Annotated in this window: 16 protein-coding genes; 9 read left to right on the forward strand and 7 right to left on the reverse strand. The window is 63.2% G+C overall.

What is annotated here, in order from left to right:
• Positions 1 to 11 precede the first annotated feature (11 nt).
• From RBR52_RS12300 to trxC, 3 genes are all read left to right on the forward strand, one after another.
• On the forward strand, positions 12 to 857 hold the full coding sequence (locus RBR52_RS12300) for a helical backbone metal receptor (RefSeq protein WP_320377565.1): 846 nt from the start codon (positions 12 to 14) through the stop codon (positions 855 to 857).
• Positions 858 to 1,067: 210 nt separating this feature from the next.
• Complete coding sequence (locus RBR52_RS12305; protein WP_320377566.1) at positions 1,068 to 1,559, forward strand: DUF6790 family protein; 492 nt, start codon at positions 1,068 to 1,070, stop codon at positions 1,557 to 1,559.
• A gap of 81 nt (positions 1,560 to 1,640) precedes the next feature.
• Positions 1,641 to 2,057 (forward strand): thioredoxin TrxC, encoded by a 417-nt coding sequence (gene trxC / locus RBR52_RS12310; protein ID WP_320377567.1) that lies wholly within the window; start codon positions 1,641 to 1,643, stop codon positions 2,055 to 2,057.
• Positions 2,058 to 2,075: 18 nt separating this feature from the next.
• Here trxC and RBR52_RS12315 read toward each other — a convergent pair whose 3' ends face one another.
• On the reverse strand, positions 2,076 to 2,705 hold the full coding sequence (locus tag RBR52_RS12315; RefSeq protein WP_320377569.1) for a PhaM family polyhydroxyalkanoate granule multifunctional regulatory protein: 630 nt from the start codon (positions 2,703 to 2,705) through the stop codon (positions 2,076 to 2,078).
• A 191-nt stretch (positions 2,706 to 2,896) separates the two neighbouring features.
• Here RBR52_RS12315 and RBR52_RS12320 point away from each other — a divergent pair, with 191 nt between their 5' ends.
• Complete coding sequence (locus RBR52_RS12320) at positions 2,897 to 3,178, forward strand: DUF3567 domain-containing protein (RefSeq protein WP_320377571.1); 282 nt, start codon at positions 2,897 to 2,899, stop codon at positions 3,176 to 3,178.
• A 352-nt stretch (positions 3,179 to 3,530) separates the two neighbouring features.
• Positions 3,531 to 3,881, forward strand: a complete 351-nt coding sequence (locus RBR52_RS12325) for a metalloregulator ArsR/SmtB family transcription factor (protein WP_320377572.1) — start codon at positions 3,531 to 3,533, stop codon at positions 3,879 to 3,881.
• Between the two features lie 65 nt (positions 3,882 to 3,946).
• On the opposite strand, the gene RBR52_RS12330 is transcribed toward RBR52_RS12325, so the two are convergent.
• Positions 3,947 to 4,516, reverse strand: coding sequence for a carbon monoxide dehydrogenase subunit G (locus RBR52_RS12330; protein WP_320377573.1), 570 nt, complete (start codon positions 4,514 to 4,516; stop codon positions 3,947 to 3,949).
• Positions 4,517 to 4,738: 222 nt separating this feature from the next.
• Here RBR52_RS12330 and RBR52_RS12335 point away from each other — a divergent pair, with 222 nt between their 5' ends.
• On the forward strand, positions 4,739 to 5,749 hold the full coding sequence (locus tag RBR52_RS12335; RefSeq protein ID WP_320377574.1) for a D-2-hydroxyacid dehydrogenase family protein: 1,011 nt from the start codon (positions 4,739 to 4,741) through the stop codon (positions 5,747 to 5,749).
• 10 nt (positions 5,750 to 5,759) lie between these two features.
• Here the strand turns inward: RBR52_RS12335 and mnmE are convergent, their stop codons facing one another.
• The 5 genes from mnmE to rpmH form a co-directional block, all read right to left on the reverse strand.
• Positions 5,760 to 7,178 carry a tRNA uridine-5-carboxymethylaminomethyl(34) synthesis GTPase MnmE gene (gene mnmE / locus RBR52_RS12340; RefSeq protein WP_320377575.1) on the reverse strand — a complete coding sequence of 473 codons (1,419 nt, stop codon included), beginning with the start codon at positions 7,176 to 7,178 and terminating at the stop codon, positions 5,760 to 5,762.
• A gap of 31 nt (positions 7,179 to 7,209) precedes the next feature.
• Positions 7,210 to 8,898, reverse strand: coding sequence for a membrane protein insertase YidC (gene yidC / locus RBR52_RS12345; protein WP_320377576.1), 1,689 nt, complete (start codon positions 8,896 to 8,898; stop codon positions 7,210 to 7,212).
• 41 nt (positions 8,899 to 8,939) lie between these two features.
• Entirely contained in the window at positions 8,940 to 9,344 is a 405-nt protein-coding gene (gene yidD, locus RBR52_RS15455; RefSeq protein WP_413818326.1) for a membrane protein insertion efficiency factor YidD, read from the reverse strand.
• Entirely contained in the window at positions 9,341 to 9,760 is a 420-nt protein-coding gene (locus RBR52_RS12355; protein WP_320377578.1) for a ribonuclease P protein component, read from the reverse strand. Before RBR52_RS12355 ends, yidD begins: the two co-directional genes overlap by 4 nt.
• Before the next feature lie 114 nt (positions 9,761 to 9,874).
• The gene (rpmH, locus tag RBR52_RS12360; RefSeq protein ID WP_055451706.1) at positions 9,875 to 10,009 is read right to left on the reverse strand and encodes a 50S ribosomal protein L34; all 135 of its coding nucleotides are present in this window, start codon (positions 10,007 to 10,009) and stop codon (positions 9,875 to 9,877) included.
• A gap of 321 nt (positions 10,010 to 10,330) precedes the next feature.
• On the opposite strand from rpmH, the gene dnaA reads away from it, so the two are divergent.
• The 3 genes from dnaA (at position 10,331) to gyrB (ending at position 15,770) form a co-directional block, all read left to right on the forward strand.
• The gene (gene dnaA, locus RBR52_RS12365) at positions 10,331 to 11,797 is read left to right on the forward strand and encodes a chromosomal replication initiator protein DnaA (RefSeq protein ID WP_320377579.1); all 1,467 of its coding nucleotides are present in this window, start codon (positions 10,331 to 10,333) and stop codon (positions 11,795 to 11,797) included.
• A gap of 260 nt (positions 11,798 to 12,057) precedes the next feature.
• Positions 12,058 to 13,188: a DNA polymerase III subunit beta gene (gene dnaN / locus RBR52_RS12370; RefSeq protein ID WP_320377580.1), complete on the forward strand. Its 1,131-nt coding sequence runs from the start codon at positions 12,058 to 12,060 to the stop codon at positions 13,186 to 13,188.
• 98 nt (positions 13,189 to 13,286) lie between these two features.
• Positions 13,287 to 15,770 carry a DNA topoisomerase (ATP-hydrolyzing) subunit B gene (gene gyrB, locus RBR52_RS12375; RefSeq protein ID WP_320377581.1) on the forward strand — a complete coding sequence of 828 codons (2,484 nt, stop codon included), beginning with the start codon at positions 13,287 to 13,289 and terminating at the stop codon, positions 15,768 to 15,770.
• The last annotated feature ends 10 nt before the right edge of the window (positions 15,771 to 15,780 follow it).

Raw genomic sequence — 15,780 nt, forward strand, 5'->3', positions numbered from 1 at the left:
ACGCGCCGCCCATGCCGATCTGCGACGCCTTAGGCCAACCCATCGCCGCGGCAGACGAGTCCGCGCGCATCGCCAGCCTGGTGCCCAGTCTGACCGAGACGCTGTTCGCCCTGGGGCTGGGCCCCCACGTCGTTGCCCGTACCGGGTTTTGCATCCATCCGCGCGACGCCGTGCGCGCCGTGCCCAAGGTCGGCGGCACCAAAGACGTCCACCTCGACGCCCTGCGCGCGCTGCGGCCCACGCATGTGCTGGTCAACATCGACGAAAACACCCGCGACACCGTAGACGCGCTGCGCACCTTTGTACCCCACCTCCTCGTCACCCACCCGCAGACGCCGCAAGACAACCTGAGCCTGTTGGAACAGCTCGGCGCAGCCTTTGGGCGCCTGCCCGGCGTCGCCGAGCGTCTCACCGCGCTGCGCAGTCAGTTGCAAACCGTGCTGGGCGAGGTGCAGACCCTCCCGCTCGCACCGCGCCGCGTGCTCTACCTCATCTGGCGCGAACCGTGGATGACCGTGGCGCGCGACACCTACATCAGCCAAAGCCTCGCCGCCGTGCACTGGCACACTCTGCCCGACGTGCTGGGCGGCGATGGCCTGCATCAGCCCGGCCGCACGCGCTATCCGGCGTTCGACTGGTCGGCCGACTGGTTGTCCGCGGTGGACCAAGTGCTGCTGTCCAGCGAGCCCTATCGCTTCGGCCCGCGCCATGTCGACGAAGTCAGCCGCCTGCTCGCCGCCCGCGGGCTGCACCCCGAAGTGCGCTGCATCCCCGGTGAGTGGACCAGTTGGTACGGCGCGCGCGCCATCGACGGCCTGCGGCAACTCGCCGCGTTCGCGCAACGCACAACCGTTTGAAGCCCCGGGACGTTTGGCCTCAAAGTCCGTACGGGGCTAAATTCCAACCATTCCATGATCTCGATTTTTTCGTCATGGCGCACACCGGCCATCTGCCGCCATGCCAAACCCTGCCCGAGGGTCCAGTCCAACTTGAGGATCATTGTCTACAACTGTCCTCGACAGGATTGCAGGCCACTCGGGCAGCACTGAAGACGACAAGGAGAGGGCATGACCTCGATCTGGCCACAGTTTCTGCAAGCTGCGATGCACTATCGCACCTTCACCCTGATCGTGATCGGCCTGGTGTTGGGTGCCCTGGCCCTCCTTACCGGCAAGCGGGCACGGAATGGCCTGCGCGTGGCGCAAGTGCTGCTGCGCTGGTTTTTGCTGTGCACCGTCGGCGTGGGTTTCCTGGGATTGAGCCTGCAGCATCTGCTGCCCCACGCCGCCCCTGATCCAGTCGGTTTTCAGATCGGCCTGGCGGCTGCAGGGTTTGCGGCGGTGGGCGTGGCCAGCGCCTGGGGCGATGTCGGCATGCGCTTGGCCGCACTCATCGGGCCCACGGTCTGGATCGCAGGAGGATTGCTGGGAAAAGCATCGGGTACGGCCGGGCTGTTCAGTGCGGGTGATCTGCTGCTGCCGCTGGTTGGCTTTGCATTGCTCGCCTGGCAGTTCCGGGCGCAGCGGCACCGCAGCGTGTTTGCCCGCTCGCGGCTTTGATCCATCCTGCCGAAACCCGCCGGGTTGAAAACCATCCGGCCATGCCGCATATTTCGCGCATTGCCATTTGGAACCACCGCCATGCTCATCGTCTGCCCCCATTGCGCCACGCTCAACCGCGTTCCCGACGACCGCCTGAAAGACGCCCCGGTCTGCGGGCACTGCGGCAAGGAAATCCTCCCGGCGGCCCCCGTCACCCTCACCGATGCCAGCTTCGAACGCTTCATCGCCAAAAGCGAGCTGCCGGTGCTGGTGGATTTCTGGGCGGAATGGTGCGGCCCGTGCAAGATGATGGCGCCGCAATTCGCCCAGGCCGCATCCCTGCTCCAGGGCCGCGCGGTACTGGCCAAGGTCGACACCGACGCCAACCCGCAGGTGTCGGTACGCAACCGCATCCGCAGCATTCCCACCCTGGCGCTTTTCCGCGGCGGGCAGGAAGTCAAACGCCAGTCCGGCGTCATGCCCGCGCAAGAGCTCGTGCGCTGGGTCGGCGTGTAAGGCGCCAACCCGCACAGCTCAACGTGGGGCCCTGCCCGTCGCCTTGGCGCGCTTGGCTGCAGGCGGCGCGGGCCGGGCGGTGGCCTTGCGGGCTGCGCGGCCCGCAGTCTTGGCCGTAGTCTTTGACGCCGTCTTTTTCGCCGCCGCTTGATTCGCCACGGGTTTGTCGAACGGTTTCACCGCGGCGGCAGAAGCCGCCGGTGTTGCCCCGCTCTCCTGCAGCGTCTGGCTCGCCAGTTCGGTGAATTGCTGGGTCATGGCATTCCACCACTGCATCGGGTCGAACAGCGGCGATGCGGCTGCGGCGGCTTGCTGCGCCTCGGCAGGCTGCGCTGCGGCCGGCTCGGGCGGCGGCTCGGCCATCATGCCCTCGGCAAAGTCCTGCAAATCGACATTCATGGTCTTGAGCGCGCGCAAGGTCATGCGCTGCACCTCCAGCGCCTGAATCAGACCCTGCGTCATGCGCGCCTGGGTTTCAAGCCAGCCCAGCACCGCCTTGAGGTCGGTGATCTTCTGCTCAAGTTCCTCCTCATCGAGGGTCGGCGCCACCCAGTTGGCAAACTGCGAGGGCATGCCGGCACCTTTGAGCAGGGTCTGGAAAAATTCCATGCCGGGTAGGAAGTCCTTGAATTCCGGGGTCTGCGCCATGAACGCCTCCTCATGCGTCGTGCGGATGTATGGATGCAGCATACGCGCAGCGTACCGGCAGGGGTCAACCCGATCGACTCCGGTGCCGTTAAACAAAACAGGATGGGCATTGCCCGCCCATCTGCGCATCCAACCGGGCTTGAAATTTGCTTGTCCCACCCTATCTTCCCACCATCCAGTGGAGGACCACCATGCAAACCATGATCTATGACTCGGACGCGTTTTGTGTCCTGCAGCTCGACTGGTCGGGCGCACAGGCGGCGCAACATGACACCGAAGCCGACTTCTCGCGCGGGGGGTATGAAATCGTCGACAAATTCGCCCGCAAGGAGATTTTTCTGGGCGGCCGCGCGGCAGAAGGGTTTCGCACCAGCGTACAGCAGCTCATCGCCCAGGAACCCAGCAGCGAAGAAATCGACGACTTTCTCGACCGCTACTCGGCTCTTTCGCGCCAGCCGCTGCACGCGCACTGAGCTGCTGCGCCAACGTCGATACCGCAAGGGAGAAAGCTTGGCATGCGTCTGGCACGCCAGACGCATGCACCCCCCCACACAGCACGCAGACAAGGCAATCCAGGCCAGAAGTGCTCCGTTGTCCGCCTGAACCCACCGAGCATGGACGGGCATGAGGAACTCTGACGCGCCACCGACGGCGCGCGAAGCAGCGCAGCTTACCGAATTCCGCCCGAGTCCCGTCCCGGCGGTGAATTTCGGAATGCGTTCATCGGCGGGATTTACGGCCAACATCCCACACGATGCCCGCAGAAGAGCGACTTTCTTGTGTTGTATCAAAACCTTGTGGTTTGATATTCATAGACTCCAAATCATGAATATCGTCGAACTGCCCACTCCGACAGCGCCGAATCTCATCCTGCCGACGCCGCAGCATCGGCTTGCCCGCCTGGAGCGCATGGCTGGAGGAGATGTCGTGCGCATTCTCAAGGCGCTGGCGCACCGCGAACGTCTTGCCATTCTCTGCCTGCTGTTGGACGGCGAGCGCTGCGTGCGCGAACTCGAACACGAGGTCGGCATGCGCCAGGCCGCCTTGTCGCAACAACTCGCCAAGCTGCGCGCCGAAAACATCGTCGAGGCCACCCGCCGCGGGCGCTTCGTGCATTACCACATCAAAAGCCAGCAGGTGCTCAACGTCGTCCGCGCCCTGTGCCCAGGCGAATGAGGCTGTCAAACAAGGGCGCGAAGAGCACCCGTCGCGCCCGTCGTTCACATGATGACATCGGCACATCACCAGGTGCCATGCAGCCCCCAGTACACGATGAACACCAGCACCAGGGTGGAAACCGCCCATCCCCAGGGCGGCAACAGGTCCCACAGGCGGTCGAGCATGCCGACGCTGTCTTCCACCGGAAGTTGCCCGCGCATGACCTGATCGAAGCGGGAAAAGAAGGTTTCCGCCAGGCTCTGCGCCGTGCCGTCCACCGTATCCTTGCCGAGCTGGCCGATCGCCCCGCCGACCTCGGCGGTGGCTTGGAAGTTCATCTGGGTACCGCCGTCGGGGGTGGGCTGCAAGGCCACCAGCGCACGGCCCAGGCCGAATCCGGCGCTGCCTGCGTTGCCTTCGAAGCGCAGCACATAGCTGTGCGGCGGGTTGGGATCTTCCAGCGTGAGCGTGCTGCTGAAGCGGGTCTTGAATCCGGCGACGGCCAGCACTTGCACGATTTCGAAATGGCCCGAGCCGGTGTCGGTGATCGATTCGCAGCCCGGAATACAGGCCTTGAGCACCTCGGGGCTGTTGAGCGCCTCCCAGGTCTTCTGCGGGCTGGTCGGCAACAGCCATTTCCCTTTGATATCCATTGCGGCCTCCATGTCGACTGACCCAGCCGCCGTGCTTCCACCGGGTGGCTGAAAGGCCATATCAAACTCAACTTATATTCTGTGGCAAATGATTGGCGCAAGCTGCAACGCAGCAAAATCGGGTAACCCCTAATCGGGGCACTACGGAGCAAGCGCGGCCACTTGTGCGGATTTCTGCGGGTCTACACTGAACGGCTCTGGTGTTTCGTCGGACAGATAACCATGCAGATCACCGTGCTCGACGACTATCAGGATGCCGTGCGCAAGCTCGATTGCGCGCAGCAGCTAGGTAGTCACGACCTCAAGATATTCAACAACACCGTCAAAGGGGTAGGCCAGCTCAGCGTGCGTCTGCGCGATGCCCAGGCGCTGGTGCTGATCCGCGACCGCACGGTACTGACGCGGCAGTTGCTCGAAAAATGCCCCAAATTGCAGCTCGTGGTGCAGACCGGCCGTATCGGGCCGCATGTGGACGTGCAGGCCTGCAGCGAACTGGGCATTGCCGTGGCCGAAGGCCAGACCGATCCCGGGGTGACCGCGGAGCTGACCTGGGCGCTGGTGCTGGCCGCCATGCGCCGCCTGCCGCAGTACGTCGCCAGCCTGAAGCATGGCGCCTGGCAGCAAGCCGGGCTGAAGTCGCAGTCGATGCCGCCCAATTTCGGCCTCGGGCAGCGACTCGCCGGCAAGACGCTGGGCATCTGGGGCTATGGCCGCATCGGCCAGCGCATTGCCCGCTACGGGCAGGCTTTCGACATGCAGGTGCAGGTCTGGGGCAGCGAAGAATCGCGCATGCTGGCCACCCGTCACGGTCTGCGCGCAGCCGAGTCGCGCGAAGCCTTTTTCGCCACCAGTGACGTGCTCAGCCTGCATCTGCGCCTGACCGACACCACCCGCCACCTCATCACTCTCGCCGACCTGTCGCAAATGCAGCCCAGCTCGCTGCTGGTGAATACCGCTCGGCCCGATCTGATCGCGCCCGACGCGCTGGTCGCCGCGCTCAACCGGGGGCGGCCCGGACTGGCGGCGGTGGACGTGTTCGAGGCCGAACCGATTCTGCAGGGGCACCCGCTGCTGCGGCTGGAGAATGCCATCTGCACACCGCACATCGGCTTTGTCGAACAGGCCCACTATGAGCACATGTTCGCCCAGGCGTTCCAGACCATCAGGCAATTCGCCGTGGGCGACATGACCGGCCTGCTCAACGCCGCGGCCCTCACGTCGCGGCGCGGATGAGATGGGCCGACTATTTGCCGATGCAGAAGCTGGAAAAAATCGCGCCCAGCAAATCATCCGGGGTGTATTCGCCGGTGATCGCCATCAGCGCCTGATGCGCCAGCCGCAGCTCCTCGGCCAGCAGATCCAGTGGCGCCTGTGCATCCAGCTCGATCAGGTGCAAGGCGGCATCGAGGTGCTGCCGGGTCTGCTCCAAGGCATGCACGTGACGCTGGCGAGCGATGAACACGCCCTCGCTGGCTGGCTGCGCCCCGGCCAGTTGCAGCAGCTTGTGACGCAAGTCCTGCAGACCCTCTCCGGTCGCGGCAGAAATCCAGACCGCCTCGCCGGCCTGCAAGCCCCATTGAGCCCAGACCTGCGGCAATGACAGCGCAACGGCTTCGACCTCGACGCAGTCGCGTTTGTTGAAAACGTGGAGCACGGGCACGCCCTTGGGCAGTTCCCGGGCGATTTCCGCCTCGGCCTGGGCATAGCCGGGCGCCTGCAGGCGGGTGAGATCGTGCAAAAACACCACCACATCCGCATGGGCGATGGCGTGCCAGCTTCGCTCCACGCCGAGCCGCTCCACCACATCGGCGCTGTCGCGCAGGCCCGCGGTATCGCTGATGTGCAGCGGTACCCCCTCGATCTGGATGGTCTGGCTCACCTTGTCGCGCGTGGTGCCTGCGATGGGCGTGACGATGGCCAGCTCGGCGCCCGCCAGCGCGTTGAGCAGGGAGCTCTTGCCCACGTTCGGCTGACCCGCCAGCACCACCTGCAGTCCCTCGCGCAACAGCGCGCCCTGCCGCGTCCTGGCCTGCACCTGCTGCAGCGTCTGCCGCAGGGCCTGCAGGCGCTGCTGCGCCTGCGCCTGACGCAGAAAGTCGATGTCTTCCTCGGGAAAATCGAGCGTGGCCTCGACCAGCAGACGCAACTCGACGAGTTCGGCAGCCAATGCGCGCACGGCGCGCGACAGCTCGCCCGCCAGCGCCCGGGTGGCGCTGCGCGCGGCCGCCTCGGTGCTGGCGTCGATCAGGTCGGCCACGCTCTCGGCCTGCGCCAGATCGAGCTTGCCGTTGAGAAATGCGCGACGGGTGAATTCGCCGGGCTGCGCCACCCGCAGCCGCATCGAAGCGCCCAGTTCGAGCAGCCGCGCCAGCAAGAGCTGCAGCACCACGGGCCCACCGTGAATCTGCAGCTCCAGCACGTCTTCGCCGGTGTAGGAATGCGGCGCGGGGAAAAACAGCGCCAGACCCTGGTCGATCACCCCGCCTCGACCGTCGCCGAACGGCAGGTAAGTGGCATGGCGCGGCACAAGATCGCACCCGGCGATGGCCCGCGCCAGACTCTTCAGCGATTTGCCGGAAGCGCGCACGATGCCCACGGCGCCGCGCCCGGGCGCCGTGGCGATGGCCACGATGGGATCGGCGTCCTGCGCCAGCAGATTCATGGCCGGGGTTTCAGGCCGATCGAGCGCACCCTTACTTCGCGGGGGCCGCCGTGTCGGTCATCACGCCCACGCCCATCTTCTTGTTGATGAACCACTGCTGCGCAATAGACGTGGTGTTGTTGGTCAGCCAGTACAGCACCAGACCGGCCGGGAAGAAGAAGAACATGATGGAAAACGCCGCCGGCATGATCCACATCAGCCGCGCCTGCATCGGGTCGGGCGGGGTCGGGTTGAGCTTGACCTGCAGGAAGGAGGTCGCCGTCATGATGGCCGGCAGGATGTAGTAGGGGTCCTTGGCCGACAGATCGTGGATCCACAGAATCCACGGCGCGCCGCGCAGCTCCACGCTCGACAGCAGCACCCAGTACAGCGCGATGAACACCGGAATCTGGATCACGATGGGCAGGCAGCCGCCCAGAGGATTGATCTTCTCCTTGCGGTAGAGCTCGACCATGGCCTGATTCATCTTCGCCTGGTCGCCCTTGTACTGCTCGCGCAGCGCGTTGATGCGCGGGCCGACCGCCTTCATGCGCGCCATCGACTTGTAGCTCGCCGCCGTCAGCGGGAAGAACGCCAGCTTGATCAGCAGAGTGAGCACGATGATGGACCAGCCCCAGTTCTGCACCACTTTGTGGATCATCTCCAGCAGCCAGAAAATCGGCTTGGCCAGAATGGTCACCCAGCCGTAGTCCTTCACCAGCTCCAGGCCGGGAGCGAGCGCGCCCAGCGTGCTCTCCAGCTCGGGGCCGACGAACAGCTTGGCCTCGGTGGTGAGGCTCTTGCCCGGGGCAATTTGCGCCAGCGGCTGGATGACGCCCACCGCATACAGGTTGTCGCCCAGCTTGCGGGTGTAAAGATCGCGCGGGCCCTCGTAAGGCTCGGGCACCCAGGCCGAAACGAAGTAATGCTGAATCATCGCCACCCAGCCGCTGTCGGCCTTCTTCGGCGTCTCAATGGTCTTCAGATCCTTGAACTCGAACTTCTGGAACTTGTTGGCGTTGTCGTAATACGCCGGGCCGGTATAGGTGTGATAGAAGTGCGACTCGTCGCCTGGCGGCGTGTTGCCGTCGCGCACGATCTGCATATATATCTGCGGCGCCACCGGTACGTTGCCGGTGTTGATGAGGGTGTTCTGCACATTCACCACATAGCTGTCGCGGGTGAAGGTGTAGGTGCGCTCCAGCTTGATGCCGCCGAGAATGGGCGAAACCAGCTTGACCTGCAGCGTCTTGGCGCTGCCCATGTCGCGCGGGCCGGGCAGCACCGTCATCTCGGTCTCATGGTTGGGAAAATCGCCGCCGATCAGGCCCGACTGCGCCATGTATTTATTGCTTGCCGTGTCGTCGAACAAGACCACGTTCTTGCCTGGTTCGGTGCGGCTCTCATACTTGAGCAGCTTGGCATACACCAGACTGCCGCCGCGCGAGGAAATCTTCACCTCCATCAGATCGGTGCGGATGGTGGTGAGCTGCGCCGCGGGAGCCGCTGCAGCAGCCGCCACTTCGGGTGCGGCAACCGTGGCAACCGCGGCATTAGGCGGCGTCGCGGTGCTCGATGCCGCCTGCGGCACAGCGCTGGTCGGTGCGCTGGCGACTTTCGCCGGATGGGCCGGTGGCGTTCCGAACAAGTCCGTCTCGCCGTTGTAGCGCAGCCAGGAGTTGTACAGAAAAATCATCGACATGGTGAAAACCACCCAGAGAACCGAACGGCGCAGATCCATACGCAAATCCTGTTGTAGTGATGCAGAAGCGCCCGATGGCCTCAGGGCTTGGCAGAGAGGGATGAAGCCGGATGTTTCGGCGCCATCGCGTCGGCGCCAGACTCCCCGGGCGAGACCGATTCAGCAGAAGTCGACCCGCTATTGTGCATGGACAAGGGTGACGCAGGCATAGCCTCGGCGAGCGCCGCCGGCTCACCCGCCTCGGGCCGAACGCGCCAGGGCGCCCAGGTAAAGACCTCGGGTACTGGCTCGTGCCCGCCTTGGCACCAAGGGTGGCAGCGCAAAATGCGTGCCGCTCCCAGATAAGTGCCCCCTGCCGCACCATGCCGCTGCAATGCCTCGATGGTGTATTGCGAACAAGTGGGATAAAAGCGGCACTGCCCGCCCACCCAGGGGCTGAACAACAGCCGGTACAGCCGCACCAATCCGATCAGTACCTGTTTCATGCGGAACCCCGCTCGATCAAAATCACCGTACGTTCGATCCAGGTCTGCAGCAAAGCGTTCACCGCCTGGCGCACATAGGCCAGCAAGGCCGGAGATCGCGCGCTGCGGAATTCCGCCGGGAGCTTTCGCGTCAGCCGCAGCATCAGCAACGGTGCCTGCAGGCGGGCCGTCTCCGGCAGGCGCAGATCGCGCAGCGCCTGGCGCATCACCCGCTTGATGAGATTGCGCCGCACAGCAGGCTTGCAGAATTTTTTCGAGATGACCAGCCCCAGCCAACAGCGCGAAGGCGCTGCGGCCACTTCGCTCCACGCCGCAGGCGCCGCGCGGTAATGCAGACGAAACTCAGCCTGCTGAACGTAGCGCGCAGCAAAAAGCGCGGCAAACATCTCAGGTTGCCGCAGCATTTCGATATTCATGGCATCAAGGCCGAGAGACCTTCAATTCGCCACCCTAATTGGCTAGTCGATCCTACTGCCGAGAAAGGAAACGAGGGGCGGCCTGACGCGAACGCGGCAGGTCTGGGGGCGCTTTCAGACGGCAAGACGCTTGCGACCCTTGGCGCGGCGGGCATTGATGACCGCGCGACCCCCTTTGGTCTTCATCCGCACCAAAAAACCATGGGTGCGCTGACGGCGGGTCTTCGAAGGTTGATAAGTACGTTTCATGAAACTCACCTAAATGGAAAATTCTGCAAAAAAGCCCTCAATTGGACTTGTAATTTCCCCATTTGTCAATGAAGAGCCCAAGACTCTGCTATTTCATACCGCGACCCCGGCGCTTCGGAACCCGCGAAAAAAGCGTCTGGCATCTGTGGATAACTTGTGCCGCGGAGTTAAACTGGAACGCTTGCGCAAGGCTGACTCGTTCTGTGCATCATGAACACCGAACTGTTCTCGACAGCCTCGAGACCATCCCAATTTTTCGATGGAAATCGTCCTGAACTGCGCCCAGAACCCGCTTCTTTCCGCTTCTTTCCTTTTGCTTGCATGACTCACGAACAATCCTGGCAGCAGTGCTGCGCCCAGTTGGCCAAGGTCATCCCTGATCAACAGTTCGCCGCCTGGATCAAGCCCCTGTCCGTTCCCCAGTGGAGCGATGATGGCGGCACCGCCATCCTGCACGTACCTAACCGCTTCAAGCTGGACTGGCTGCGTTCGCAATATGGCACCCGCATCGCCGAATCGCTCAGTGCCGTCGTCGGACGCCCCGTGCAGATCGATTTCATGGTGCACAAAGCGCCTGTACGCCAGACCCTGCATCACGGCAGCAGGCAAGGTCTGCAGACGGGTAGTGGAAATGCGACGCCGAACCGGGCGCTGACTTCTTCCACCCAGGCCGCACGATCCAACGAGGAACAGACCGAAGGCTCTTCGTTTCAGACCAACGGCGCGGACCCCTCGGCCAGAGACGCCGCCGAAGCCGACGCCCTGGAGCGCTCCCGCCTCAACCCCATGCTCAGCTTCGAGACCCTGGTCACCGGCAAGGCCAACCAGCTCGCCCGCGCCGCCGCCATTCAGGTGGCGGAAAACCCCGGCCGTTCCTACAACCCGCTGTTCATCTACGGTGGAGTCGGTCTAGGCAAGACCCACCTGATGCATGCCGTCGGCAATGCGCTGCTGACACAGCGACCGGGTTCCCGCATCCGTTACCTGCAGGCCGAGCAGTTCGTCAGCGAGGTGGTGCGCGCCTATCAACGCAAGGCGTTCGAAGACTTCAAGCGCTATTACCACTCGCTCGACCTGCTGCTGATCGACGATGTGCAATTCTTTGCCGGAAAAGACAAGACCCAGGAAGAGTTTTTCTACGCCTTCGAAGCCCTCATCACCAAGCGCTCGCAGATCATCCTGACGAGTGACACCTACCCCAAGGAACTGCGGGAGATGGACCAACGTCTGGTCTCGCGCTTCGATTCCGGCCTGACGGTGGCCATCGAGCCTCCCGAACTGGAAATGCGCGTGGCCATTCTGCTGCGCAAGGCCGATGCCGAACTGACCCCCCTGCCGGAAGAGGTGGCGTTCTTTGTCGCCAAGAACGTGCGCTCGAATGTGCGCGAGCTTGAAGGCGCGCTGCGCAAGATTCTGGCCTACGCCCGCTTCAGCGGCCAGGATGTCACGATCGGACTGGCCAAGGAAGCGCTGAAAGACCTGCTCTCACTGCAAAATCGCCAGGTGTCAGTGGAAAACATCCAGAAAACCGTGGCCGATTTCTACAAGATCAAGGTGGCCGACATGTATTCCAAAAAACGTCCGGCGAGCATCGCCCGCCCGCGTCAGATCGCCATGTATCTTGCCAAGGAGCTCACGCACAAAAGCCTGCCAGAGATCGGTGAGCTTTTCGGCGGGCGCGATCACACCACGGTGCTGCACGCGGTGCGCAAGATCGGTCAGGAGCGCACCAAACTGCAGGAGCTCAACCAGCAGCTTCACGTCCTCGAACAGACCCTGAAATCATAAAAACCCGGCAATTCCCACAAGAGGACGTCTGTGTCGCGTCAAAAAGAACAAGTCTTTGTGCAGCATGTGCAAAGTTTCTGGATAAGTCCGCGGCTGTTCTGCAATCGGCCAAGTTGTTCCAAACCATCCTTGCGCTCACCGTCGCTTGTCCACAGACCCAGCCCGCCGCGCAGACCGCATGAATACAGCATTTTTTGTCTTATCCACAACACAGGCCGCCCCTTACTATCAGTCCTATGCTGAATAAAGGAAAAGAAAGAATGAACAGATTGACGTCTTCCCGTGATGAACTGCTCAAACTGCTCGGCCAGGCAGCAGGCATCGTCGAACGCCGCCAGACCCTGCCCATCCTGGCCAATGTGCTCATCCTGCACAACGCCAGCGGCACGCAGTTCATCACCAGCGACATGGAAGTGCAGATCCGCATCCAGGCCGGAGAATCTGTACAGACCAGCGCGGAAGACGCCGCCATCACCGTCAATATGCGCAAGTTGCTCGACATCCTGCGTGCAGCCAGCCCGGGCCAGGTAACGCTGGAATGGTCGGCCGACAAAATGACCGTTCGCGCCGCCAAAAGCCGCTTCAGTCTGCAGACCCTGCCGGCCGAGGATTTCCCCCAGGTGCGCGCAGCGACCGATTTGAGCGACCCTGCCTTTCATGATCACGCGCTGCGTCTGCCGCAAAAGCTGCTCAAACACCTGCTCGGACTCACCCACTTCGCCATGGCGCAACACGACATCCGCTACTACCTCAACGGCATGTTGTGGGTAGCCGACGGGAAGCAGATGCATCTGGTCGCCACTGACGGCCATCGCATGACCCTGGCTACCGCCGCGCTGGAACAAGCGGTGGAGCGGCGCGAAATCATCCTGCCGCGCAAGACCGTGCTCGAACTCATGCGACTGCTCGTCGATGAAGACGCCGCACAGATCGACGTGGCCCTGGCGAGCAATCAGGCGCGGCTGACGATGGACGGGCTGGAATTCACCAGCAAACTCATCGAAGGCAAGTTCCCCGATTACCAGCGCGTCGTGCCCAAGGGCCATCGCAACAGGCTGCAGGTCGAGCGCAGCACCCTGCAGGCGGCACTGCAGCGCGTGGCCATTCTCACCAACGACAAGTTCAAGGGGGTGCGCGTCAACCTCGAACCGGGCCTGCTGCGGCTGACCTCCATCAACGCCGAGCAGGAAGAAGCGCAGGAGGAAATCGACGTCGACTATGGCGGCGACGTGATCGAAATCGGTTTCAACATTGCTTACCTCATCGACGCGCTGGCCAATATGCCTGCCGATCAAATTCGCATCGAACTGCTCGACGGCAACAGCAGCGCGCTGTTCACCATGCCCGACGAGCCCAACTTCAAGTACGTGGTCATGCCCATGCGCATCTGACGGCGTAGCCGAGCGAAACAATCTGGAAGAGATCACGCCTCTTCAGATTTCAATCATTCCCCCTGGAAGGGAAGATTTCCAACCGGAGTTTGTTTTTGATGAACGAACCGAAGAACGACAGCTATAGCGAAAATTCCATTCAAATCCTGGAGGGACTCGAAGCGGTACGCAAACGTCCCGGCATGTACATCGGCGACACTTCCGATGGCACCGGTCTGCACCACCTGGTGTTCGAGGTCGTCGACAACTCCATCGACGAAGCCCTGGCCGGGTTCTGCGATGACATCGTCGTCACCATCCATTCCGACAACTCCATCAGCGTGGCCGACAATGGCCGCGGCATTCCCACCGGCATCAAGATGGACGACAAGCACGAGCCCAAGCGCAGCGCGGCCGAAATCGCCCTCACCGAGCTGCACGCCGGCGGAAAGTTCAACCAGAACAGCTACAAGGTCTCGGGCGGGCTGCACGGCGTGGGTGTGAGCTGCGTCAACGCCCTGTCGCAATGGCTGCGACTGACCGTGCGGCGCGATGGCGAGGTGCACACCCTGGAATTCGCTCGCGGCGTGCTGCAGAACCGGCAGATTCAGGAAATCGATGGGGTGCAGGTTTCCGCCGCGCCAGTCACCGGCAAAACCGACAAGCGGGGCACCGAAGTGCACTTCCTGCCCGATACCGAGATTTTCACCACGGTCGATTTCCACTACGAAGTGTTGGCCAAGCGCCTGCGCGAGCTCTCCTTCCTCAACCACGGCGTGAAAATCCGGCTGGTCGATGAGCGCCAGGGCAAGGAGGAGAACTTCGCGTTCTCCGGCGGGGTCAAGGGCTTTGTCGAATACATCAATCGCGGCAAGACCGTGCTGCACCCGACCATCTTTTACGCCCAGGCCGAAAAAGCTTCCGAAGTGGGCACCACCGTCAGCGTCGAAGTCGCCATGCAATGGAACGACGGCTACGCCGAAACCGTCCAGTGCTTCACCAACAACATCCCGCAGCGCGACGGCGGCACCCACCTCACCGGGCTGCGCGCGGCGATGACCCGCGTCATCAACAAATACATCGAGGACAACGAGCTGGCCAAGAAGGCCAAGGTCGAGATCAGCGGCGACGACATGCGTGAGGGCCTGACCTGCGTGCTGTCGGTCAAGGTGCCCGATCCCAAGTTCAGCAGCCAGACCAAGGACAAGCTGGTATCGAGCGAAGTGCGCGGCCCGGTCGAAGACCTGGTGGCCAAGGCGCTGTCCGACTACCTGCTCGAAAATCCCGCTGATGCCAAGATCATCTGCGGCAAGATCATCGACGCCGCCCGCGCGCGCGAAGCCGCGCGCAAGGCGCGCGAAATGACCCGGCGCAAGGGCGTGATGGACGGCCTGGGCCTGCCCGGCAAGCTCGCCGACTGCCAGGAAAAAGACCCGGCGCTGTGCGAGCTCTACCTGGTGGAGGGCGACTCCGCCGGCGGCTCTGCCAAGCAGGGCCGCGACCGCAAGTTCCAGGCCATCCTGCCGCTGCGCGGCAAGATTCTCAACGTCGAGAAGGCGCGGTTCGAGAAGCTGCTCACCAGCAACGAGATCCTCACCCTGATCACCGCGATGGGAACGAGCATCGGCAAGGACGATTTCAACATCGACAAGCTGCGCTATCACCGCATCATCATCATGACCGATGCCGACGTCGATGGCGCGCACATCCGCACCCTGCTACTGACCTTTTTCTTCCGCCAGATGCCCGAGATCGTCGAGCGCGGCCATATCTACATCGCCCAGCCGCCGCTCTACAAGGTCAAGCACGGCAAGGACGAGCAATACCTGAAAGATGGTGCCGAGCTCGATGCCTATCTGTTGCGCGTGGCGTTGAAAGATGCCGCCATCCACCGCCCCGACACCCCCGCCCCGCTGGCGGGCGAAACCCTCGAACAGCTCGCCCGCCAGCACATGCTGGCCGAGGCCGTGATCGCCCGTCTGGGCGCGTTCATGGACGAGCAGGCGCTGCGCGCCATCGTCGACGGCGTGGTGATCGACCTCGATCATGCGCCCCAAGCCAGTGCCGACGCGCTGGCCGCCTATCTGGCGCGGCACACCGACCACGGCGAAGCACCGCAGGTGCTGGCCGAAGTCGATCCGCGCACCGAAAAGCCCTATCTGCGCATCGTGCGCCGTCACCACGGCAACCTCAAATCCACCGTGCTGCACGCCGACTTCGTCCACGGCGCCGACTACGCCGTGCTGGCGCAAGCGGCGCAGACCTTTCACGGCCTCATCGCCGCAGGCTCCACCGTGCGGCGCGGCGGCGGCGACAACGCCAAGGAAGCCGCTGTGGCCAGCTTCCGCGAAGCCATGGACTGGCTCATCCGCCAGGCTGAAAACACCGTCGCCCGCCAGCGCTACAAGGGTCTGGGCGAAATGAACCCCGAACAGCTCTGGGAAACCACCATGGACCCTGCGGTGCGCCGTCTGCTGCGGGTGCAGATCGACGACGCCATCGAAGCCGACCGCGTGTTCACCATGCTGATGGGCGACGAAGTCGAACCCCGCCGCGACTTCATCGAAACCAACGCCCTGCGCGCGGCCAATCTGGATGTGTGAGGACCCGCGC

The sequence above is a fragment of the Thiomonas sp. genome (genome assembly GCF_034007205.1).
In the GTDB taxonomy this organism is placed as follows: domain Bacteria; phylum Pseudomonadota; class Gammaproteobacteria; order Burkholderiales; family Burkholderiaceae_C; genus Thiomonas.